Annotated in this window: 20 protein-coding genes; 16 read left to right on the forward strand and 4 right to left on the reverse strand. The window is 32.7% G+C overall.

Going from position 1 to position 23,455, the window contains the following annotated elements; all coding sequences use genetic code 11:
- Positions 1–208: 208 nt before the first annotated feature.
- The 6 genes from purB to LPC11_RS04590 all read left to right on the forward strand — a co-directional run bounded on the left by purB (position 209) and on the right by LPC11_RS04590 (position 8,195).
- Positions 209–1,504, forward strand: a complete 1,296-nt coding sequence (gene purB, locus LPC11_RS04565) for an adenylosuccinate lyase (protein WP_023373155.1) — start codon at positions 209–211, stop codon at positions 1,502–1,504.
- A 108-nt stretch (positions 1,505–1,612) separates the two neighbouring features.
- The gene (locus LPC11_RS04570) at positions 1,613–1,915 is read left to right on the forward strand and encodes a YerC/YecD family TrpR-related protein (protein ID WP_002452267.1); all 303 of its coding nucleotides are present in this window, start codon (positions 1,613–1,615) and stop codon (positions 1,913–1,915) included.
- Between the two features lie 176 nt (positions 1,916–2,091).
- The gene (locus tag LPC11_RS04575) at positions 2,092–2,784 is read left to right on the forward strand and encodes a heptaprenylglyceryl phosphate synthase (RefSeq protein WP_023373153.1); all 693 of its coding nucleotides are present in this window, start codon (positions 2,092–2,094) and stop codon (positions 2,782–2,784) included.
- Entirely contained in the window at positions 2,781–4,973 is a 2,193-nt protein-coding gene (pcrA, locus tag LPC11_RS04580; RefSeq protein ID WP_023373151.1) for a DNA helicase PcrA, read from the forward strand. Before LPC11_RS04575 ends, pcrA begins: the two co-directional genes overlap by 4 nt.
- 3 nt (positions 4,974–4,976) lie before the next feature.
- Positions 4,977–6,983, forward strand: a complete 2,007-nt coding sequence (gene ligA / locus LPC11_RS04585; protein WP_231307367.1) for an NAD-dependent DNA ligase LigA — start codon at positions 4,977–4,979, stop codon at positions 6,981–6,983.
- Between the two features lie 9 nt (positions 6,984–6,992).
- Complete coding sequence (locus LPC11_RS04590; RefSeq protein WP_023373147.1) at positions 6,993–8,195, forward strand: CamS family sex pheromone protein; 1,203 nt, start codon at positions 6,993–6,995, stop codon at positions 8,193–8,195.
- A 54-nt stretch (positions 8,196–8,249) separates the two neighbouring features.
- Here LPC11_RS04590 and putP read toward each other — a convergent pair whose 3' ends face one another.
- Positions 8,250–9,788, reverse strand: a complete 1,539-nt coding sequence (putP, locus tag LPC11_RS04595; protein WP_023373146.1) for a sodium/proline symporter PutP — start codon at positions 9,786–9,788, stop codon at positions 8,250–8,252.
- Positions 9,789–10,207: 419 nt separating this feature from the next.
- Here putP and gatC point away from each other — a divergent pair, with 419 nt between their 5' ends.
- The 6 genes from gatC (at position 10,208) to LPC11_RS04625 (ending at position 16,840) form a co-directional block, all read left to right on the forward strand.
- Positions 10,208–10,510: an Asp-tRNA(Asn)/Glu-tRNA(Gln) amidotransferase subunit GatC gene (gene gatC, locus LPC11_RS04600; RefSeq protein WP_002452273.1), complete on the forward strand. Its 303-nt coding sequence runs from the start codon at positions 10,208–10,210 to the stop codon at positions 10,508–10,510.
- 1 nt (position 10,511) lies between these two features.
- Positions 10,512–11,969, forward strand: a complete 1,458-nt coding sequence (gene gatA, locus LPC11_RS04605) for an Asp-tRNA(Asn)/Glu-tRNA(Gln) amidotransferase subunit GatA (protein WP_023373144.1) — start codon at positions 10,512–10,514, stop codon at positions 11,967–11,969.
- 12 nt (positions 11,970–11,981) lie between these two features.
- A complete protein-coding gene (gatB, locus tag LPC11_RS04610; protein WP_002452275.1) occupies positions 11,982–13,409 on the forward strand; it encodes an Asp-tRNA(Asn)/Glu-tRNA(Gln) amidotransferase subunit GatB in 1,428 nt (475 codons plus the stop codon).
- Positions 13,410–13,727: 318 nt separating this feature from the next.
- On the forward strand, positions 13,728–14,699 hold the full coding sequence (locus LPC11_RS04615; RefSeq protein WP_041613612.1) for a diacylglycerol kinase: 972 nt from the start codon (positions 13,728–13,730) through the stop codon (positions 14,697–14,699).
- 81 nt (positions 14,700–14,780) lie between these two features.
- Positions 14,781–16,142: a 23S rRNA (uracil(1939)-C(5))-methyltransferase RlmD gene (rlmD, locus tag LPC11_RS04620; protein ID WP_041613609.1), complete on the forward strand. Its 1,362-nt coding sequence runs from the start codon at positions 14,781–14,783 to the stop codon at positions 16,140–16,142.
- Between the two features lie 155 nt (positions 16,143–16,297).
- Complete coding sequence (locus tag LPC11_RS04625) at positions 16,298–16,840, forward strand: DUF3267 domain-containing protein (protein ID WP_023373138.1); 543 nt, start codon at positions 16,298–16,300, stop codon at positions 16,838–16,840.
- A gap of 147 nt (positions 16,841–16,987) precedes the next feature.
- On the opposite strand, the gene tnpA is transcribed toward LPC11_RS04625, so the two are convergent.
- Positions 16,988–17,410 carry an IS200/IS605 family transposase gene (tnpA, locus tag LPC11_RS04630; protein WP_023373136.1) on the reverse strand — a complete coding sequence of 141 codons (423 nt, stop codon included), beginning with the start codon at positions 17,408–17,410 and terminating at the stop codon, positions 16,988–16,990.
- Between the two features lie 97 nt (positions 17,411–17,507).
- Between tnpA and LPC11_RS04635 the strand changes: the two genes are divergently transcribed.
- Both LPC11_RS04635 and dinB read left to right on the forward strand, forming a co-directional pair.
- Positions 17,508–18,650 carry an RNA-guided endonuclease TnpB family protein gene (locus tag LPC11_RS04635; protein ID WP_023373134.1) on the forward strand — a complete coding sequence of 381 codons (1,143 nt, stop codon included), beginning with the start codon at positions 17,508–17,510 and terminating at the stop codon, positions 18,648–18,650.
- Positions 18,651–18,780: 130 nt separating this feature from the next.
- On the forward strand, positions 18,781–19,851 hold the full coding sequence (gene dinB, locus LPC11_RS04640; protein ID WP_104681698.1) for a DNA polymerase IV: 1,071 nt from the start codon (positions 18,781–18,783) through the stop codon (positions 19,849–19,851).
- A gap of 30 nt (positions 19,852–19,881) precedes the next feature.
- On the opposite strand, the gene LPC11_RS04645 is transcribed toward dinB, so the two are convergent.
- Together LPC11_RS04645 and ftnA are read right to left on the reverse strand one after the other, a co-directional pair.
- Complete coding sequence (locus tag LPC11_RS04645; RefSeq protein WP_023373130.1) at positions 19,882–20,436, reverse strand: 3'-5' exonuclease; 555 nt, start codon at positions 20,434–20,436, stop codon at positions 19,882–19,884.
- Between the two features lie 221 nt (positions 20,437–20,657).
- Positions 20,658–21,158, reverse strand: a complete 501-nt coding sequence (gene ftnA / locus LPC11_RS04650; RefSeq protein ID WP_231307368.1) for a ferritin — start codon at positions 21,156–21,158, stop codon at positions 20,658–20,660.
- 193 nt (positions 21,159–21,351) lie between these two features.
- On the opposite strand from ftnA, the gene LPC11_RS04655 reads away from it, so the two are divergent.
- Both LPC11_RS04655 and LPC11_RS04660 read left to right on the forward strand, forming a co-directional pair.
- Complete coding sequence (locus tag LPC11_RS04655; protein WP_023373126.1) at positions 21,352–22,665, forward strand: lipid II isoglutaminyl synthase subunit MurT; 1,314 nt, start codon at positions 21,352–21,354, stop codon at positions 22,663–22,665.
- On the forward strand, positions 22,665–23,390 hold the full coding sequence (locus LPC11_RS04660; protein WP_023373124.1) for a lipid II isoglutaminyl synthase subunit GatD: 726 nt from the start codon (positions 22,665–22,667) through the stop codon (positions 23,388–23,390). Before LPC11_RS04655 ends, LPC11_RS04660 begins: the two co-directional genes overlap by 1 nt.
- The last annotated feature ends 65 nt before the right edge of the window (positions 23,391–23,455 follow it).

Here is a 23,455-nt window from a genome sequence, read left to right on the forward strand (position 1 = left end):
TTGTTTTGAGTGGTTTTGATTTTGGAATTGTGTTTGACAAAAATATGAAATAGAATAGGAATGTAAGGTAATTAGAATTATACAATCGATAGTTATTCTGTTAGAATTAAAGTAAATCGTCAAAGACGAACTTTGTTGTTTATTTTACTTTTAATGTACAGATTTTGGGATTTAAAATATGAATATACATATGATAGGAGTTTGAAAAATGATTGAACGTTATTCTAGAGAAGAAATGTCGTCTATTTGGACAGACCAAAACCGCTATGAAGCTTGGCTTGAAGTAGAAATTTTAGCATCTGAAGCATGGAGTGAACTAGGATATATTCCTAAAGAAGATGTTCAAAAGATTCGCCAAAATGCAAAAGTTGATGTGGAACGTGCTAAAGAAATAGAATTAGAAACAAGACATGATGTCGTAGCATTTACTAGACAGGTTTCAGAAACATTAGGTGACGAAAGAAAATGGGTTCATTATGGTTTAACTTCTACTGATGTTGTTGATACAGCACTTAGTTATGTCATTAAACAAGCAAATGATATTATTGAAAAAGACTTAGAAAGATTTATCAAAGTTTTAGAAGAAAAAGCTAAAAATTATAAATATACATTAATGATGGGTAGAACACATGGTGTACATGCTGAACCTACGACGTTCGGTGTCAAAATGGCATTATGGTATACAGAAATGAAACGTAATTTAAAACGTTTTAAAGATGTACGTGAAGAAATAGAAGTAGGAAAAATGAGTGGTGCAGTAGGTACGTTTGCAAATATTCCGCCAGAAATTGAAAGCTATGTTTGTAAACATTTAGGCTTAGGTGCAGCACCTGTTTCAACTCAAACTTTACAACGTGACCGTCATGCATACTATATCGCAACATTAGCACTTATTGCGACTTCATTAGAAAAATTTGCAGTTGAAATTAGAAACTTACAAAAGACTGAAACACGTGAAGTTGAAGAAGCGTTTGCTAAAGGTCAAAAAGGATCTTCAGCAATGCCACATAAACGTAATCCAATTGGTTCTGAAAATATTACAGGTATTTCTCGTGTGATTCGTGGTTATATCACTACCGCATATGAAAATGTACCGTTATGGCATGAACGAGATATTTCTCATTCATCTGCAGAACGTATCATGTTACCAGATGTAACAATTGCCTTAGATTATGCATTAAATAGATTTACAAATATCGTAGATCGTTTAACAGTATATGAAGATAATATGCAAGCGAATATTGATAAAACATTTGGTTTAATTTATTCTCAACGTGTATTACTGTCTCTAATAAATAAAGGTATGGTTCGTGAAGAAGCGTATGATACAGTACAACCAAAAGCTATGAAATCTTGGGAAACGAAAACACCTTTCAGAGAATTAATAGAACAAGATAGTAAGATAACAGATGTTTTATCTAAAGAAGAATTAGATGAATGTTTCAATCCAAAACATCATTTAAACCAAGTCGACACTATTTTTAAAAGAGCTGGCCTAGAATAACACTAGAAATAAAAGTGAAATCCTATACAAATTCAACTAAAACTACTACACTTTAACTTGTTAGTAAGTTAAAATAGTAAAAAGAATATGCATATAGGAGCTGTTATGATGCAAATTGAAAAATTACGTGGGGATGCGTTAAATGAATTGTTTGATGCAATCCTTACATTAGAGAATAGAGAAGAATGTTATCAGTTTTTCGATGATTTATGCACAGTGAACGAAATTCAATCACTTTCTCAACGACTTCAAGTTGCTAAAATGATTAAACAAGGATACACATATGCAACAATTGAGCAAGAATCAGGTGCCTCAACGGCAACAATTTCTCGAGTGAAGCGTTCTTTGCAATGGGGCAATGATGCTTACACAATGATATTAGATCGCCTCAATATCGATACAAAAGAATAAAAATAATGCGAAACGATCGGAACTATTAAAGTTTAACAACTATAATAGGTTAACGATCGTTTCTTTTTTAGTGTCAAAAGTGAAAAATAAGTTATACAATTTCACGTTATCTATTTAGAACTAGCATGTTAAAAATGATATAATTTAAGGTATGTTAAAAAAAGGAGTTTCACGTAATGTATGATATTAAACAATGGCGTCATGTATTTAAATTAGACCCTGCTAAGTCTATTTCAGACGATGATTTAGATGCGATTGGTATGTCAAACACAGATGCAATCATTATCGGGGGTACTGATAACGTAACTGAAGATAACGTCATTCATTTAATGAGTAGAGTACGACGTTATCCATTACCACTTGTTCTTGAAATTTCTAACCTAGAGAGTGTTATGCCAGGTTTTGATTTTTACTTTGTACCTACTGTTTTAAATAGTAACAATGTAAAGTATCATAATGGAATGCTATTAGAAGCTTTAAAGGAATTTGGTCACGTAATTAACTTTGAAGAAGTTGTCTTTGAAGGTTACTTAGTATTGAATGAAAATAGTAAAGTTGCGCAAAAAACAGAAGCAAAGACGCAATTAGATATAGATGATATAGATTCATATGCATTAATGGCCAATGAATTATATCGTTTCCCAATATTGTACCTCGAATATAGTGGTGAATACGGGGATGTAGAGAAAGTTAAGTCAGTAGCAAATACACTAACGACAACACAATTATTTTATGGTGGTGGAATAACATCGTTATCACAAGCGAAAGAAATGGCTGAGTTTGCTGATACAATCGTCGTTGGTGATATTGTATATCAAGATATAAAGAAAGCATTAAAAACAGTTAAGATAAAGGAGTCTAGTAAATGAATTCATTAGTAAAGAATATGAATACAGAGCAAAGTGAAGCTGTCAGAACAACAGAAGGACCACTATTAATTATGGCAGGTGCAGGATCTGGTAAAACACGTGTGTTAACACATAGAATCGCTTATTTATTAGACGAGAAAGATGTATCACCATACAATATTTTAGCTATAACATTTACGAATAAAGCTGCTAAAGAAATGAAAGCAAGAGTTGAACAATTAGTAGGCGAAGAAGCACAAGTAATATGGATGTCTACCTTCCACTCTATGTGTGTACGTATATTACGTCGAGATGCAGACCGTATCGGCATAGAACGTAATTTCACAATTATTGATCCAACTGACCAAAAATCTGTGATAAAAGACGTTTTAAAAAATGAAAATATCGATAGTAAACGTTTTGAACCACGTATGTTTATTGGTGCGATTAGCAATTTAAAGAATGAATTAAAAACGCCAGAAGATGCTCAAAAAGAAGCTAATGATTTTCATTCACAAATGGTTGCTACTGTGTATAAAGGCTATCAACGTCAACTTTCAAGAAATGAAGCATTGGACTTTGATGATTTAATTATGACAACGATTAATTTGTTTGAAAGAGTACCAGAAGCTTTAGAATATTATCAAAACAAATTCCAATATATTCATGTGGATGAGTATCAAGATACAAACAAAGCACAATATACGCTAATTAAATTACTAGCGAACAAGTTTAAAAATTTATGTGTTGTAGGTGATTCAGACCAATCTATCTATGGTTGGCGTGGTGCTGATATTCAAAACATCTTGTCATTCGAAGAAGATTACCCAGACGCGAAAACAATTTTCTTGGAACAAAATTATCGTTCAACTAAAACGATTTTAAATGCTGCTAATGAAGTCATTAAAAACAATACTGAAAGAAAGCCTAAAGGGTTATGGACTGCTAATACAGGCGGAGATAAAATAAATTATTATGAAGCAACAACTGAACGTGATGAGGCAGAATATGTTGTTCGTGAAATTATGAAGCATCAACGTAACGGTAAGAAATATAGCGATATGGCTATATTATATAGAACCAATGCACAATCACGTGTACTTGAAGAAACATTTATGAAATCGAACATACCTTATACAATGATTGGCGGACAAAAGTTCTATGATCGTAAAGAAATAAAAGATTTATTAAGTTACTTAAGAGTCATTGCTAATAGTAACGATGATATCAGTTTACAACGCATTATTAATGTGCCTAAACGAGGCGTAGGCCCTTCTTCTGTTGAAAAAATTCAAACTTATGCAGTTCAAAATAATATTAGTATGTTTGATGCATTAGGTGAAGTTGATTTTATTGGATTATCTAAAAAAGTAACTCAAGAATGTATCGCTTTTTATGAAATGATTCAAAATCTTATTAAAGAGCAAGAGTTTCTTGAAATTAGCGAAATCGTAGAAGAAGTACTGGTTAAATCTGGATATAGAGACATGCTTGATAGAGAACAAACTTTAGAATCACGTAGTCGTTTAGAAAACTTGGATGAATTTATGTCAGTTCCAAAAGACTATGAAGAGAATACGCCATTAGAAGAACAATCATTAATTAACTTTTTAACGGATTTATCACTGGTTGCTGATATTGACGAAGCGGATACAGAATCGGGTGTTACATTAATGACTATGCACTCCGCCAAGGGATTAGAGTTTCCGATTGTGTTTATCATGGGTATGGAAGAGTCATTATTCCCTCATATAAGAGCAATAAAAAGTGACGATGATCACGAAATGGAGGAAGAACGACGTATCTGTTACGTGGCAATCACACGAGCTGAGGAAACGTTATATATTACTAATGCAACAACGCGTATGTTATTTGGTCGTTCTCAATCAAATATGCCGTCACGTTTCTTAAAAGAAATACCTGAAGATTTAATGGAAAGTCATTCTGGAAGTAAACGACAAACGATTCAACCTAAAGCAAAACCAGCTCAAAAACGTGGGTTTAGTAAGCGTACAACGTCATCTAAAAAGCAAGTCACATCTTCAGATTGGAAGGTTGGAGACAAAGTGACACATAAAGCATGGGGAGAAGGAATGGTTAGTAACGTTAACGAAAAGAATGGTTCTGTTGAATTAGACATTATTTTTAAATCAGAAGGACCTAAACGATTACTTGCACAATTTGCACCAATTGAGAAAAAGGAGGACTAGTGGATGAGTGAATTACAAAATCGTGTAGATGAATTACATGATTTATTAAACCAATATAGTTATGAATACTATGTTCAAGATAATCCATCAGTGCCGGATAGTGAATATGATAAATTATTACATGAGCTCATTCATATTGAAGAAGAACATCCTGAATTTAAGACACCAGATTCACCTACAGTTCGAGTAGGTGGTGAAGCGCAATCATCTTTTGAAAAAGTGAATCATGATACACCTATGCTTAGTTTAGGTAATGCATTTAACGAGGAAGATTTAAGAAAGTTTGATCAACGTATACGAGAAAATATTGGTAAAGTAGAATATATGTGTGAACTTAAAATAGATGGCTTAGCTGTCTCTTTAAAATATGAAAATGGCCGTTTTGTACAAGGATTAACTCGTGGTGATGGTACGACAGGTGAAGATATAACCGAAAATTTAAGAACGATTCATGCCATTCCATTAAAAATTAAAGAACCACTTAATTTTGAAGTTCGTGGAGAAGCATATATGCCTAGAAAATCATTTATGAATTTAAATGAAGAAAAGGAAAAGACGGGCGAGCAACCTTTTGCAAATCCTCGTAATGCAGCAGCAGGGTCATTACGCCAACTAGACTCTAAGCTAGCGGCTAAAAGAAAGTTAAGTGTTTTCTTATATAGTATTAACGATTTTACTGACTTTGAAGCTACGACACAAAGTGGTGCATTAGATGAATTGGATCAATTAGGGTTTAAGACAAATCACGAACGTGAGAGAGTATCTGATATAGACGACGTTCTTAAATATATTGAAAAATGGACAGCTGAAAGAGAAACATTACCTTATGATATAGATGGTATAGTTATCAAAGTTAACGATTTGGAACAACAAGATGAAATGGGATTCACTCAAAAATCACCTCGATGGGCAATTGCTTATAAGTTTCCTGCTGAAGAGGTTGTTACAGAGTTATTAGACATTGAATTAAGTATAGGACGTACAGGTGTGGTTACACCTACGGCAATCCTCGAACCAGTGAGAGTAGCAGGTACGACTGTATCAAGAGCTTCATTACATAATGAGGATTTAATACACGAAAGAGATATCAGAATTGGTGATAGTGTTGTTGTCAAAAAAGCAGGCGATATTATACCAGAAGTTGTGAAAAGTATTATTGACCGTCGACCAGAAGATGCTGAAACTTATCATATGCCGACCCATTGTCCAAGTTGTGGTCATGAGTTAGTAAGAATAGAAGGCGAAGTGGCTTTACGATGTATTAATCCTAAATGCCAAGCTCAGTTAATCGAAGGCCTTATTCACTTTGTTTCACGTCAAGCTATGAATATTGATGGTTTAGGTACCAAAATTATTCAACAGTTATATGAAAATGATTTGATCAAAGATGTTGCTGATATCTTTTATTTGGAAGAAGAAGATTTATTACCTCTTGAACGTATGGGAAGTAAAAAAGTTGAAAACTTATTAGAAGCTATACAACAAGCTAAATCACAATCTTTAGAACATTTATTATTTGGTTTAGGCATTCGTCATTTAGGTGTAAAAGCAAGTCGTGTTCTAGCGGAAAAATATGAAACTATGGATCGTCTTTTGACAGTAACTGAAGAAGAATTAATCGCTATTCATGATATTGGTGGTAAATTAGCTCAATCAGTAGTCACTTATTTAGAAAATGATGACATTCGTGTATTAATTCAAAAATTAAAAGATAAAGATGTTAATATGACATATAAAGGTGTTAAAACTACTGAAATTGAAGGACATCCAGATTTTAGTGGTAAGACAATTGTATTAACTGGTAAATTAGAGCAAATGACACGTAATGAAGCTTCCCAGTGGTTACAAATGCAAGGTGCAAAAGTGACGAACAGTGTCACTAAGAGTACAGACATATTAATTGCTGGAGCTGATGCAGGTTCTAAATTAACTAAAGCAGAAAAGTTTGGAACGGAAATATGGACTGAAGAAGAATTTGCAACAAAACAAAATGAAATAAATAATGAGTGAGGTACGTCGATGAAGCGAACAATAATTTTACTTATCTCGACAATTTTTATTTTAACCGCATGCAGTAACGATAAAGATAAATCATCTGACCAAGAAGCAGATCATACTAAAGGAAGTCATTCGTCTCAGGTCAAACAAGTGGCTACAGATAAAAACGTACAAGGCGATAATTATCGTACGATTTTACCTTTTAAAGAAAGTCAATCACGCGGACTATTACAAGATAATATGGCAAATAGCTATAATAGCGAAGGCTTTGAAAGTGGTCTATTAGAACTAAGTAAAGAAGTCTTTCCAACTGACAAATACTTATATCAAGATGGACAATTTTTAGATAAAAAGACAATCAATGCTTATCTTGACCCTAAATATACTAAAAAAGAAATAGAAAAAATGAGTGAAAAAGATAAGAAAGATAAAAAGGCTAATGAAAATTTAGGCCTTAATCCTTCTCATCAAGGCGAAACAAATCCTACTAAAATAGCTGAAAAATCGCCTGCCTATTTATCTAATATTTTAGAACAGGATTTCTATGGTAATAGTGATACTAAAGGTAAAAATATTAAAGGTATGACCATTGGTTTAGCTATGAATAGTGAATATTATTACCAGAAAGAGAAAGATGGCGAAACGTATAGTAAGAAGTTAGATGACAAAGAAATAGAGAAGCAGGGTAAAGCAATGGCGAGTGAAATATTATCTAGATTAAGAGAAAATAGTGACTTAAAAGATATTCCAATTCACTTTGCTATATATAAACAAAGTAGCCAAGAGTCTATTACACCAGGTGAATTTATGGCAGGAGCAACTGCTGATGATGGTCAAACGAAAATCAATGATTGGAAAACAATTAATGAGACAACTGCCTTATTACCTTCCTCTACAGCAGGTAAATATGACGAATCATTAAATAATAACTTTAAACAATTTAATGATAACCTACAATCTTATTTCTCTAACTTTACACAAGCAGTAGGTAAAGTGAAATTTGTAGATAAAAAAGCAAAACAATTAACAGTGGATTTACCAATTGATTATTATGGTCAGGCTGAAACAATTGGTATCACACAATATGTGACTGAACAAGCTAATAAATACTTTGATGATATTGACGAGTATGAAATTAGAATTAAAGATGGTAACAATCCAAGAGCATTAATTAGTAAAAATAAAGATGATAAAGAACCACAGGTTCACATTTATCATAATTAATCTTCAAAAATAAAAAGCGCGTAGAAAAAGATTAACCTTTTCTACGCGTATTTTTTATTTTTCTTTAACAATTTGTTTTACTTTAGCTAAGTCTTGGTTTACAAATTCTTCAGGTGAAGACGTTAATTTACTTACAATATATGTCACGATGACACTTACTAGAAAACCTGGAATGATTTCATACATACCAAATAATTCATTAATAGAAGCTAGTGGTTTAATCCATGCTATCCATATAATTACGACTAAAGCACCACTGATCATACCGCTAATAGCACCAGCTCTAGTCAAACCTTTCCAATATAAGGAGAACAATACTAATGGGCTAAAAGAGGCACCAAAACCTGCCCAAGCATTACCAACTAAATTAAGAATCGTATCATTTGGATGCCAAGCAATCGCGATAGCTACGATAGCTACAATTAATACAGATAATCGTCCTACCATAACAAATTCTTTTTGATGTGTTGATGCTTTTTCTTCCCCACGAATTAATTTATAAAAATCTTCAGTCAATGAGCTTGAAGTAACCAATAGTTGAGATGAAATGGTGCTCATAATAGCAGCTAGAATCGCTGCAAGTAAAAATCCGCCAACAAGTGGGTGGAATAGTATTTGACTCATAATTATAAATAATGTTTCTGGATCTTCCATTTTAATATGACGTTCAGATATAAAGGCAATACCTGTTAATCCTACGCAAACCGCACCAAGTAAGCCTATCGTCATCCAACTGATTCCTAAACGTCTCGCTTTTGGCAATAATTTATGAGATTTAATAGACATAAATCTAACAATGATATGAGGTTGACCGAAATATCCTAATCCCCAAGAAAATAGAGAAATGATACCAATTAATGTCGTGCCTCTAAATAAATCCATATTTGTTGGTTTCATTGCTGCCACTTTACTAAAAGTATCAAAACCATTTAACTGCATCATAGCTACAATAGGTACCATAACCATAGCGATTAGCATAATGACGCCTTGGAAAAAGTCTGTAATAGATACAGCTAAATAACCACCGAAAAATGTATAAAAGATAACTATAACAGCGACGAGAATTAATCCAAAATGATAATTTAATCCAAAGGCACTTTCAAATAATTTACCGCCTGAAACAAAACCAGAATGTGTATATAAAGTAAAGAATATAACAATAATTAATCCTGAAATGATTTTAATTATATTTTGTTGGTCATTTAATCTGTTCTTAAAGAAATCAGGGAGTGTAATGGCATCTCCTGCAATTTCTGTATAAACTCTGAGCCTTGGCGCCACAACCCAGTAATTAATATAAGCACCTAGTGTAAGACCGATAGTTATCCAAATGGCTGATAAACCAGTACTATAAACAGAACCTGGTAGTCCCATAATCATCCAACCACTCATATCGGAAGCACCAGCGGATAGTGCGGTAATGTACGGACCTATATTACGACCACCCAACATGAATTCACTTAAATTACCGGTTGCTTGTTTATAGCCATAAAAGCCTATAATAAGCAGAATAATAAAGTAAATGGCAATCATGATGTAAGTTTGCCAATTTGCATCAACTTGTTGATTTAATGCAGTCCCAAGATATAGCATATTAACCACTCCCTTGTATAATTTTATAGATTTGTGTCACATGTAATATTATACAGTATAGTTAAATGTTTAGAAAAGTGAAAAAATAAAATTTTATTTTTAAAAAACTGATAAAACAGTGATATAGCGCTTACATTTTAAAGTGTCATTCAAGTTATTACTAATAAAAATTGCATAATCATAAATAATTAATATAATATTTCAGTTTTTGATAGGATTATATGATAAAAACATATAAATAAGTAACACCAAGGGGATGGCTTATTTATAATAGATTTTCGTAATTGGTATTGCTAAAAATATGTTCAAAAAAGTACGGACAGTGATTTAAATTGGCCTCACTTAATAAATACTTAGATTTTTAAATGAATATTTGATACAATTTAGTGATGAATGAGTAATAAGGAGGCTTTTATTTAATGACTAAAGTAACACGCGAAGAAGTTGAACATATAGCTAATTTAGCCAGACTTCAAATTTCTCCTGAAGAAACGGATGAAATGGCCAATACGTTAGAAAGTATTTTAGATTTTGCTAAACAAAATGATAGTGCAGACACTGAAGGTGTTGAACCAACATATCACGTATTAGATTTACAAAATGTTTTACGTGAAGATAAAGCTATCGAGGGCATTCCTCAAGAATTAGCATTAAAAAATGCAAAAGAAACTGAAAATGGACAATTTAAAGTTCCAGCCATCATGAATGAGGAGGACGCTTAAGATGAGTATTCGCTATGAGTCTGTTGAGAATTTATTAACTTTAATTAAAAATAAAGAAATTAAACCATCACAAATTGTAAGTGATATTTATGATGCTATTGAAGAAACTGATTCTACAATCAAATCTTTCTTAGCTTTAGATAAAGAAAATGCGATGAAAAAAGCGCAAGAATTAGATGAATTACAAGCCAAAGACCAAATGGAAGGTAAATTATTTGGTATTCCAATGGGAATTAAAGACAATATCATTACAAAAGATTTAGAAACAACATGTGCAAGTAAAATGTTGGAAGGTTTCGTACCTATCTACGAATCAACTGTTATGAATAAATTGCATAATGAAAATGCAGTTTTAATTGGTAAATTAAACATGGACGAATTTGCAATGGGTGGTTCTACTGAAACATCTTACTTTAAGAAAACAGTGAATCCATTTGATCATTCTGCTGTACCAGGTGGTTCTTCAGGTGGTTCAGCTGCGGCTGTAGCAGCAGGTCTAGTACCTTTTAGTCTAGGGTCAGATACTGGTGGCTCTATCCGTCAACCTGCATCGTATTGCGGTATCGTGGGTATGAAACCAACATATGGACGTGTGTCACGTTTCGGTTTAGTAGCATTCGCTTCGTCATTAGACCAAATTGGACCATTAACTCGTAACGTTAAAGATAATGCATTAGTGTTAGAAGCTATTTCTGGTTTAGATGCTAATGATTCAACAAGTGCGCCAGTTGATGATGTTGACTTTACTTCTGAAATTGGAAAAGATATTAAAGGTTTAAAAGTAGCACTTCCTAAAGAATATTTAGGCGAAGGTGTTAGCGAAGATGTTAAAGCATCAGTAAAAAATGCAGTAGAAACATTGAAATCATTAGGGGCAGAGGTAGAAGAGGTATCACTTCCTAATACGAAGTATGGTATTCCATCATATTATGTTATTGCATCATCAGAAGCATCAGCAAACTTAGCTCGCTTTGATGGTATCCGTTATGGTTACCACTCCAAAGAAGCGCAATCACTTGAAGAACTTTATAAAATGTCTAGATCAGAAGGCTTCGGTGATGAAGTTAAACGCCGTATCTTCTTAGGAACATTCGCTTTAAGTTCAGGTTATTATGATGCTTATTATAAAAAATCACAAAAAGTAAGAACTTTAATCAAAAATGACTTTGATAAAGTATTTGAAAAATATGACGTTGTTGTAGGTCCAACTGCACCAACAACAGCATTTGATCTAGGTGACGAGATTGATGATCCATTGACTATGTACGCCAATGATTTATTAACTACACCAGTTAACTTAGCAGGTTTACCAGGTATTTCTGTTCCTTGTGGACAATCAAACGGACGCCCAATTGGATTACAATTTATTGGTAAACCGTTCGATGAAAAGACGTTATATCGTGTTGCATATCAATATGAAACACAATTCAACCTACATGACGCTTATGAAAAATTATAAGGAGTGGAAATAATGCATTTTGAAACAGTTATCGGACTTGAAGTTCATGTTGAGCTAAAAACAGACTCAAAAATGTTCTCTCCATCACCTGCACATTTTGGAGCAGAACCTAACTCAAATACAAACGTAATTGACCTTGCATATCCTGGTGTTCTACCTGTTGTTAATAAGAGAGCAGTAGACTGGGCAATGCGTGCGTCAATGGCTTTAAATATGGATATCGCTACAAATTCTAAATTTGACCGTAAAAACTACTTTTATCCTGATAATCCAAAAGCTTATCAAATTTCTCAATTTGATGAACCAATCGGTGAAAATGGATATATCGATATCGAAGTAGACGGTAAAACAAAACGTATTGGTATTACTCGTTTACACATGGAAGAAGATGCTGGTAAATCAACACATAAAGATGGATATTCTTTAGTTGATTTAAACCGTCAAGGTACACCACTAATCGAAATCGTATCTGAACCAGATATTCGTTCACCACAAGAAGCGTATGCTTATTTAGAAAAGTTACGCTCAATCATTCAATATACAGGTGTATCTGATTGTAAAATGGAAGAAGGCTCATTACGTTGTGATGCCAATATTTCATTACGTCCATATGGCCAAGAAGAATTCGGTACAAAAGCTGAATTGAAAAACTTAAACTCATTTAACTATGTTCGTAAAGGATTAGAATACGAAGAAAAACGCCAAGAAGAAGAATTATTAAATGGTGGAGAGATTGGTCAAGAAACGCGTCGTTTTGATGAATCAACAGGTAAAACTATTTTAATGCGTGTTAAAGAAGGATCTGACGATTATCGTTATTTCCCTGAGCCAGATATCGTACCATTATATGTAGATGACGAATGGAAAGAGCGTGTTCGTCAAACTATTCCAGAATTACCAGATGAACGTAAAGCGAAATATGTTAATGATTTAGGATTACCTGAATACGATGCGCATGTTTTAACACTTACTAAAGAAATGTCTGATTTCTTTGAAGGTGCTATAGAACATGGAGCAGACGTGAAATTAACTTCTAACTGGTTAATGGGTGGCGTAAATGAATACTTGAATAAAAATCAAGTAGAATTACAAGATACTAAATTAACACCAGAAAACTTAGCAGGTATGATTAAATTAATCGAAGACGGCACAATGAGCAGTAAGATTGCCAAAAAAGTCTTCCCTGAATTAGCAGAAAATGGTGGAGATGCGAAACAAATTATGGAAGATAAAGGCTTAGTTCAAATTTCAGACGAAGCTACTTTATTAAAATTTGTAAATGAAGCATTAGATAATAATCCTCAATCAGTTGAAGATTATAAAAATGGTAAAGGTAAAGCAATGGGCTTCTTAGTTGGTCAAATTATGAAAGCTTCTAAAGGACAAGCAAACCCTCAAAAAGTAAACCAATTACTTAAACAAGAGCTAGATAAAAGATAAATAGTTTGATTTTCACTCCTATAACGTTTAGTGTAAACTATTCGTTGTAGGAGTTTTTTGAATGTCATTTTTTTGATGGAGAAAAAAGTAGACCTTAACTAAGGTTGAAAGAATTAGTTATAAAACAAAATGTATGAATTACTATTAATGCATAAGTTAAATTAAATACTTTAATAAGGTTATATGTGTATGCTTTAGTTGTACTAATGCATGAACAATTCTAACCAATAAATTACTAACAAGTTCTAAAAAATACTTTCAACTCGAGTGTAAATCATTTAATATTAAATATGAGTATATGAAGTCGAGGGATATGATATGAGAAAACGAGCAAGAATTATTTATAACCCGACATCTGGTAAAGAGCTATTTAAACGAATGCTACCTGATGTTTTAATTAAACTGGAAAAAGCTGGATATGAAACAAGTGCTTATGCTACAGAGCGCGAAGGTGATGCTACTTTAGAAGCAGAGCGAGCACTTAAACAACAATATGATATTTTAATAGTAGCGGGTGGCGACGGTACGTTAAATGAAGTAGTCAATGGAATCGCTGAGCAACCTAACAGACCGAAATTAGGTGTTATACCTATGGGCACAGTTAATGACTTTGGACGAGCGTTGCATTTGCCAAACGATATAATGGGTGCGCTTGATGTGATTATTGAAGGACACAGTACTAAAGTTGATATAGGTAAAATGAACAGTCGTTACTTCATTAACTTAGCAGCGGGCGGTCAATTAACACAAGTCTCATACGAAACACCAAGCAAATTAAAATCAATTGTCGGGTCATTTGCTTATTACATTAAAGGATTTGAAATGTTGCCACAAATGAAGGCTGTAGATTTAAGAATTGAATATGACGATAAAGTCTTTCAAGGAGAGGCATTGCTATTCTTACTAGGATTAACTAATTCAATGGCAGGTTTTGAAAAATTAGTACCTGACGCAAAGTTAGATGATGGTTACTATACATTAATAATAGTAGAAAAGGCTAACTTAGCAGAATTAGGTCACATCATGACATTAGCTTCAAGAGGCGAACATACTAAGCATCCTAAAGTGATATATGAAAAAGCAAAATCTATTAATATTTCATCATATACTGAAATGCAATTAAATGTTGATGGTGAATATGGCGGCAAATTACCAGCTAATTTCTTAAATTTAGAAAGACATATCGATGTATTTACACCTCATGATATTCATAATGAAGAATTACTTGATCAACCAACAGTGACACCACAGATGAAGGCTGAGGATTATCAACAAAATTCAGAAGACTAAGTATAATAAATATTTAAATAACACAAGGTTAGGATAGGCTAGATGATATGTCCTAACCTTTTTATATGTGGGGGAAATAAAGTGGAAACATTGAAGAAAAATGATGTACTAACAGGCCAGGTTGTAGATTTAACACATGAAGGCCATGGCGTTGTAAAAATTGATAGATATCCGATATTTATCCCAAATACGTTAATAGACGAGACGATCGAATATAAAGTGATTAAAGTAAAGAAAAACTTTGCAATTGGAAAATTAATAAAAGTGATTACTGAAAGTGATGCTAGAGTAGAGCCGCCATGTATATATTATTATAAGTGCGGGGGATGCCAACTTCAGCATATGTCTTATCAAGCACAACTCAATATGAAAAAAGAACAGGTAGTTAATTTATTCCATAGAAAAGCAAAATTTACAAATACAGTTATCAAAGATGTTGTTGGCATGGAAGACCCTTGGCGATATAGAAATAAATCCCAAATTCCAGTTGGTTTAAGTAAGGATCAGTTACCCATAATGGGGTTTTATCGTCAACGAAGTCATGACATCATTGATATGGATAGTTGTTTAATTCAAGATCAACAACATCAACAAGTGATGAACGATGTTAAACAACTTATATCGGATTTAAATATAAGTATTTATAATGAAAAGACTAAAAAAGGATTACTTCGTCATTTAGTAGTGAGAACAGGACATTATACGAATCAATTAATGATTATATTAGTGACTAATGGTAAGGCATTCAAACAAGCTGAATCTATGGTAGATGCACTAGTTCGAAAATATCCCAATATCACAAGTATTAAACAAAATATTAATGATGCGCATTCAAATGTGATCATGGGACGTCACTCCATGACGATTTATGGTGAAGAAGAAATCGAAGATCAATTAAGCGAAATCACTTTCAATATTAGTGATCAATCATTCTATCAAATAAATTCACATCAAACAGAAAAATTATATCAACAAGCATTAGATTATGCCCAATTAACAGGTAATGAAATTGTTCTTGATACATACTGTGGTATCGGAACAATTGGTTTGTACATGGCTAGAAATGCTAAACACGTTTATGGTGTCGAAGTGGTATCATCTGCGATTAAAGATGCAAATCGAAATGCGACTATAAACCAATTAGAAAATACAACTTTTGTCTGTGGGAAAGCTGAAGAAGTTATTTTAAAATGGAAAGCAGAAGGAATAAGACCAGATGTTGTTATGGTCGATCCACCAAGAAAGGGTTGCGATGAAACGTTCTTAGAAACATTATTAGAACTTAATCCTAAACGAATTGTATATATATCATGTAATCCGTCTACGCAACAACGTGATGCACACATACTTAATCATCAATATGATTTAAAAGAAATAACACCTGTTGATATGTTCCCGCAAACAACGCATATTGAAACAGTGGCATTATTTGAAAGAAAATAATATCGTTTGCCGAGATATTTGAAGAAGTTGATTGCTAAAACAAGACGATTATTAAAATTATATTACAAGCAACTTACTTTCTTGAAAATACCTTTAGTATCAATCATAAACAATGTATACTGAAGTTGATTTTAGAGATAAATGGAGGGTTGGTTGTGCATAAAATTGATTTGTTTCCACATAAAATTAATATTCGTCGCTTTGTATTAATGCAAATTGTTTTAATTATGTTTGTCATATTATTTACATATAAATGGGCTTATACTGTGACACATATTATAGAACAAAATATTATTATGAACTTAGTTTATGGTTTCGCTGGCTTTTTAGTTTTATTAATCATACATGAGATGATACATCGTGTATTATTTATTTTATTTTCTAAAGGTGAAAAGCCTAAAATGAAATATAAAAAGGGAACAATGTTACTACAATTTACTGAAACTTGCTTTAACAGATGGCAATTTAGCACAATCATGTTAGCGCCTCTTGTATTAATAAGTTCACTTTTACTTGTACTAATTAAGACATATGCATATTCCTCGTTGATATTTATGTTTAGTATTCATATTGGCTATTGCGTGCTTGATGTTTTATTAGTGTCGTTAGCACTTGCTAGTAATTTTAAATATATTCAAAAATATGATGAAGGATTATATCTATATCAACATAAACCAAGTCAAATGAATCAAGAATAATCAATCATAATAAGTCATCTTTCTTTAAAAGAGAAGGTGGCTTCTTTTAATGCCTAAATTTAAGAGCATGAAATTCGTGAATCAACGTCATACATTTTATTAGTGGTCGCCAAATGAGAAAACTCGGTACTTGAGTACCGAGATGAATCATTGTCTTGGGCGACCTGCATTAAACTCTGTCAATTGATTTTGAATGTATTGTGCGACAACATCTTTAGACATGTTGCCAAGTGTCGACATGAAAAAACTAGGTGACCATAAATGACCATTCCATAGTTGTTGTTTCGTTTCGGGAAATTGTTGAAACCATTCTCTTGCAGAGCGTCCTTTGAGCGTCTTAACAATTGAACTTGGAGCATGTTTGGGATTGAAACTTAATAACATATGAATATGATCTGGCATCACTTCGATTTCTTGAATAGTGATATCGTAACGATTGGATATATTTTGAAGTATACGTTTCATCTCATTACGCTTTAAATCCGTATCAAAAACTGAAGCACGATACTTAGTCACCCATACAAGATGAAAATTAAAATCATACACATTCGTTCTTGTCTTTACAATCATATGTAACCTCCTTTAACACTTTAATAATAACACTTAACATCATTTTAAACAAAGTCATATGTGTGTTATCATATAAGTATAAATGGAGGTGATACATATGTATAAAGGAATCGAATGTAAAATCTATCCAAATCAAAAACAAGCTGAACTGATACAAATGACTTTTGGTCATACACGATTCATTTGGAATCAAATGTTAGGTATGTTAAAAGAACGATATCAAAATAATCCTAACCTTAAAATGTTATCTTATTCAAAACTATCTTCCTTAATCCCTCAGTTAAAACGGGAATATCCTTGGTTAAAAGATGTAGACAGTGTAGCGATTCAATGTTCAGTTAAAACATTATCTGAAACGTTTGATCGTTTTTTTAAAGGGCTTTGTCGTTATCCTAAATTTAAATCAAGAAAACAAACATCACAATCTTATTTAAGTACAATAAGAGGGAATAATATTCGATTCAACCACAATCAACGTTATGTGAAACTCCCTAAATTAGGTTGGGTCAAGTGTAAAATCAGTGTACCTCATATTGAAAATGAACGTATCAAATCAGTTACTATTAAACAAAAACCGAGCGGTAAATATATAATGTCTGTTTTAGTCACAAGTGAAAATCAAACTTTACCTAAAACGAATCAAACCGTTGGTATTGATTTAGGTGTCTCTGATTTTGCGATTACATCTGATGGTCACAAGTATCGATCACAAAAATTACACTTAAAATACCAAAAACAGTTACATGTTTGGGAAAAATGTGTGGCTAGACGCCGAATGAAAGCGAAAGCTGAAGGTAAATCACTGTCAGAAGCAAAAAACTATCAAAAAGCACGCCAACAAGTAGCACGTATTCATGAAAAAATAGCTCATACACGGAAAGACTATATTCATAAAATCACAACAGATTTAGTTGAAACTTATGATGTGATTGTCATTGAAGATTTGAAAACATTTAATCTGTTAAAAAATCATCACTTAGCACGCAGTATTGCCTCACAATCATGGCATCAATTTAAAACAATATTAAAATATAAGTGTGAACGATACGGCAAACAGTTACATTGTGTCAATCCTTATAAAACGTCACAATTTTGTTCTAATTGTGGTCATGATAGTGGTAAAAAGACATTAGATATACGCCAATGGCGTTGCCCATCATGTCATACTTTGCATGATAGAGATATTAACGCAGCGAAAAATATAAGAAATGTAGGCTTGGGACAAGCCTTAGTCAAATAGCTTAGACCACTGGTTTACTTTGAAATAAGTAAATCAAGTCATGAGTGTTCCTAGAAACTCGTTACTTTAGTAACGATGTAGTTCATAATAAAAGTAAGATAAAACTAAAAAATGAAAGTGTGGTGAAACAATGGAAGAGAGAAGAATTATTCACATCGACATGGATTACTTTTTTGCGCAGGTTGAAATGAGAGATAATCCGAAACTAAAAGGGAAGCCGGTTATTGTTGGAGGAAAGGCAAGTAACAGGGGTGTCGTTTCTACAGCATCTTATGAAGCTAGAAAATATGGTGTACATTCGGCCATGCCTATGTCACAAGCACATAAACTATGTCCTAATGGTTATTATGTAACGAGCCGCTTTGATGCTTATAGAGAAGCTTCTAAGAAAATTATGGACATATTTCGCAGCTATACTGAAATTGTAGAACCATTATCTTTAGACGAAGCTTATTTAGACATTACACATCTAGTGAGACCTGATTTACCAGCTTCTAAAATAGCTAATTTTATACGAAGAGATATATTAGAACAAACTGAATTAACAGCGTCAGCGGGAGTATCTTATAATAAATTTTTAGCGAAATTGGCAAGTGGTATGAATAAACCTAATGGCCTTACAGTGATAGATTATAATAATGTACATGATATTTTAATGAATTTGGATATTGGTGAATTTCCAGGTGTTGGAAAAGCATCTGAAAAGGTCATGCATGATAATCAAATTTTTAATGGCCAAGATTTATATAATAAGGATGAATTTGAATTAATACGTTTATTTGGAAAAAGAGGTAGGGGTTTATACAATAAAGCAAGAGGTATTGACCATAATGAGGTGAAATCGACCCGTATACGAAAATCTGTTGGAACAGAACGTACTTTTGCGACAGATGTTAATGATGATGATGAGATTTTAAGAAAGGTTTGGGAATTATCCGGAAAAACGGCGGAAAGATTAAATAAATTACAAAAATCAGGTAAAACCGTTACGGTTAAAATTAAAACCTATCAATTTGAGACATTATCAAAGCAAACCAGTTTAAGGGATCCAGTTAATTCAGAAACAGATATTTATAATCTTGCCTATTCACTTTATACTGATTTGAAAGATCCTGATGTACCGATACGATTAATAGGTGTTACAGTAGGTAACCTAGAACAATCAGCTTATCGCAATATGACTATATATGATTTTATATAAGGCTAGTAATGTTAGATAATAACTACATTATTAGCCTTTATCTTTTAAATCTTTACCATAGATATTGAGCATGCTTGGTAAATCATCGTAATGTTTTAATAATCTATATGTGATCATTGCACAAGCTTTCGCATCATTCAACGCGTCATGATGTCCATGGAAATCTAGCTGATAATAGTCCATCATGTGTTTTAAGCCATATCGATGTGATTGTACAGTTCGTTTAGCTAATTGATATGAACAAAAATAAGTAAGATGAGGTGTTTCAAGCCCAATGTCTTGAATACTTTGGTGGAGTACATTCATATCAAATGCAGCATTATGCGCAACGACTGGAAGTTGATCAATAAACTGCATCATATAAGGATATACATATGAAAAATTGGGAGCAGATACTACATCTTCTGGGTGTATACCATGTACATTAATATTTTGTTCAGAAAAATAATCATTTGGATTCACTAGCGTATGAAAAGATTCTGTAATTTGATTATCAATGACTTTAACCATACCTACTGAACAGATGCTAGTACGTTTTCCATTAGCAGTTTCAAAGTCTAATGCAACAAATGCATTCTCACTCATTGTATCGCTCCTTTCTATCTATGATCATAAAATATATTTTAATATATCAAAGCGATAATGGATAGTAAAAGGGAAAGGGTTAACACTTATAACCTTTCTTATTTGGAAATGTGTATGGAAAAAATATGTTTGAAAATCAACAAAAAAGACTATCAATTACCTTTTTAGGTTAATTGACAGTCCATCTGTCGATGATCAGTGATCTAACGAGTTATTTTGAATTATTCTTCGTCAAATGTACGAGAAGCTAATTCTTTTTCATATAAATATAAAGTGTTACAGTCGTCACCAATACGATTTAAGTAATCAATATGAGTTTCGAACATTGATTCTTCCTCAACTTGTTCGTCTAAGAACCAGTTTAAGAATGAAATTGTCGCATAATCTTTATCTTTATGTGCAATTTCTGATAAATTGTAGAAACGTTTTGTAACATCTTGTTCTTGAGCTAGACCATCTTTAAATGTTTCTAATATAGAACTGAAGTCTACTTTAGGTGCTGGTAATGCAGTGAATTTTGCATGACCCCCACGATCATTTATATAATCATAGATTTTTTTACCATGGAATCTTTCTTCTTTAGCTTGTTGAATGTAGAAGTTTGCAAATCCTTCGTAAGATTGAGAATCGCAATAAGATGCCATAGCCATATATGTGTGAGCAGCAAAATACTCGTGATTCATTTGTTCATTTAATGCTTCTAATAATTCTTTGTTTAACATAATATTCACCTCATATGAAAATTTTCATTTTCTTTCTCTGTTGACTAAATTGAGTATAACAAATTTATTCTCATTCGTAAATAATAATTATTATAATCTGGAGTGCATTTTTATCTTTTTAATTGAGAATCTTTTTAGTTATACCCTCTGCATGTTATAATTATGCGAGTGAATAGTAATAGGGAGGAAACAAATGAGACAATGGACTGCAACCCATTTAGCGAAGTTAGCGCGCAAGGCAAGTAGAGCCGTGGGTAAAAATGGAACTGACTTACCAGGTCAAATCGCACGTAGAGTGGATCAAAATATATTAAGAAAATTATCAGAACAAGTTGATGATATTGTCTTCATAAGTGGTACAAACGGGAAAACAACAACATCTAACTTAATTGGACATACATTAAAGGCTAATCAAATTGATATTATTCATAATAATGAAGGTGCTAATATGGCAGCAGGTATTACGTCTGCCTTTATTATGCAAACAACAAAGCAAACTAAAATCGCCATTATTGAAATAGACGAAGGCTCTATACCGAGAGTACTTAAAGAAGTAACGCCATCTATGATGGTATTTACCAACTTCTTTAGAGATCAAATGGACCGTTTTGGTGAAATTGATATTATGGTAAATAATATTGCTAAATCAATTAGTGATAAAGGTATAAAATTATTATTAAACGCGGATGATCCGTTTGTAAGTCGACTTAAAATAGCAAGTGAGACTCGTATTTACTATGGCATGAAAGCACATGCTCATGAATTTGAACAAAGTACAATGAATGAAAGTAGATATTGTCCAAATTGTGGCCGTTTACTTAAATATGATTACATACATTATAATCAAATTGGACATTATCATTGTGAATGTGGCTTCAAACGTGAACAACCTAAATATGAAGTATCTTCCTTCGAAACATCACCATTCCTTAAATTAAATATAGGAGATGCCACATTTAATATGAAAATTGCTGGTGATTTTAATGCATACAACGCACTTGCAGCCTATACAGTATTAAGAGAATTAGGATTAAATGATGCTTCTATTCAAAAAGGATTTGAAACTTATACATCTGACAATGGCCGTATGCAATATTTTTCATTAAATCAAAAAGAAGCGATGATTAATTTAGCTAAAAACCCAGCTGGGATGAATGCAAGTTTATCAGTAGGTGAACAATTAGAAGGACGTAAAGTATATGTTATTAGTTTAAATGACAATGCTGCAGATGGTAGAGATACGTCATGGATCTATGATGCGGACTTTGAAAAATTGAGTAATCAAGATATTGAAGCTATTATTGTTACAGGTAATCGTGCTGAAGAATTACAACTAAGATTAAAATTAGCTGAAGTGGATGTACCTGTAATCCTCGAAAGAGATATATATAAAGCAACTGCTAAAACAATGGACTTTACAGGGTTTACAGTAGCGATTCCAAACTATACTTCATTATCACCGATGCTCGAACAATTGAATCGTTCTTTTGAAGGAGGACAATCATAATGAAGCACGAATTAACGATTTATCATTTTATGTCCGATAAATTAAATTTATATAGTGATATTGGCAATATTATCGCCTTAAAAATAAGAGCTAAAAAAAGAAACATTAAAGTGAATGTGGTAGAAATTAATGAAACAGAGGGTGTAACATTTGATGATTGTGACATCTTCTTTATTGGCGGTGGTAGTGACCGTGAACAATCACTTGCTACAAAACAATTAAGTAAAATTAAAACGCCTTTAAAAGAAGCTATCGAGGATGGAATGCCTGGATTAACTATTTGTGGCGGATATCAATTTCTAGGAACTAAATATATTACACCAGATGGTACAGAGTTAGATGGGTTAGGTATTTTAGATTTCTATACTGAATCAAGAGAAGACCGATTAACTGGTGATATCATTATCGAAAGTGATACGTTCGGGACAATTGTTGGTTTTGAAAATCACGGGGGAAGAACTTATCACCAATTTGGTACCCTAGGTCGAGTGACACATGGCTATGGTAATAATGATACGGATCGTAAAGAGGGGATCCACTATAAGAATTTACTAGGAACTTATTTACATGGTCCAATTTTACCTAAAAACCATGAAGTAACTGATTATTTATTGGAGAAAGCTTGCGAAAGAAAAGGCATCCCATTTGAACCAAAAGAATTAGATAATACTGAAGAAGAAGCAGCCAAACAAGTTTTAATAGATCGTGCAAATAAAAGTAAATAATTTAAAAGAAGAGGTTGCGACTTTTATAACGAGTCGCAACCTCTTCTTTCTTATATTTGACAATA

Source organism: Staphylococcus sp. HL28 (assembly GCF_021117155.1).
GTDB classification, from domain to species: domain Bacteria; phylum Bacillota; class Bacilli; order Staphylococcales; family Staphylococcaceae; genus Staphylococcus; species Staphylococcus warneri.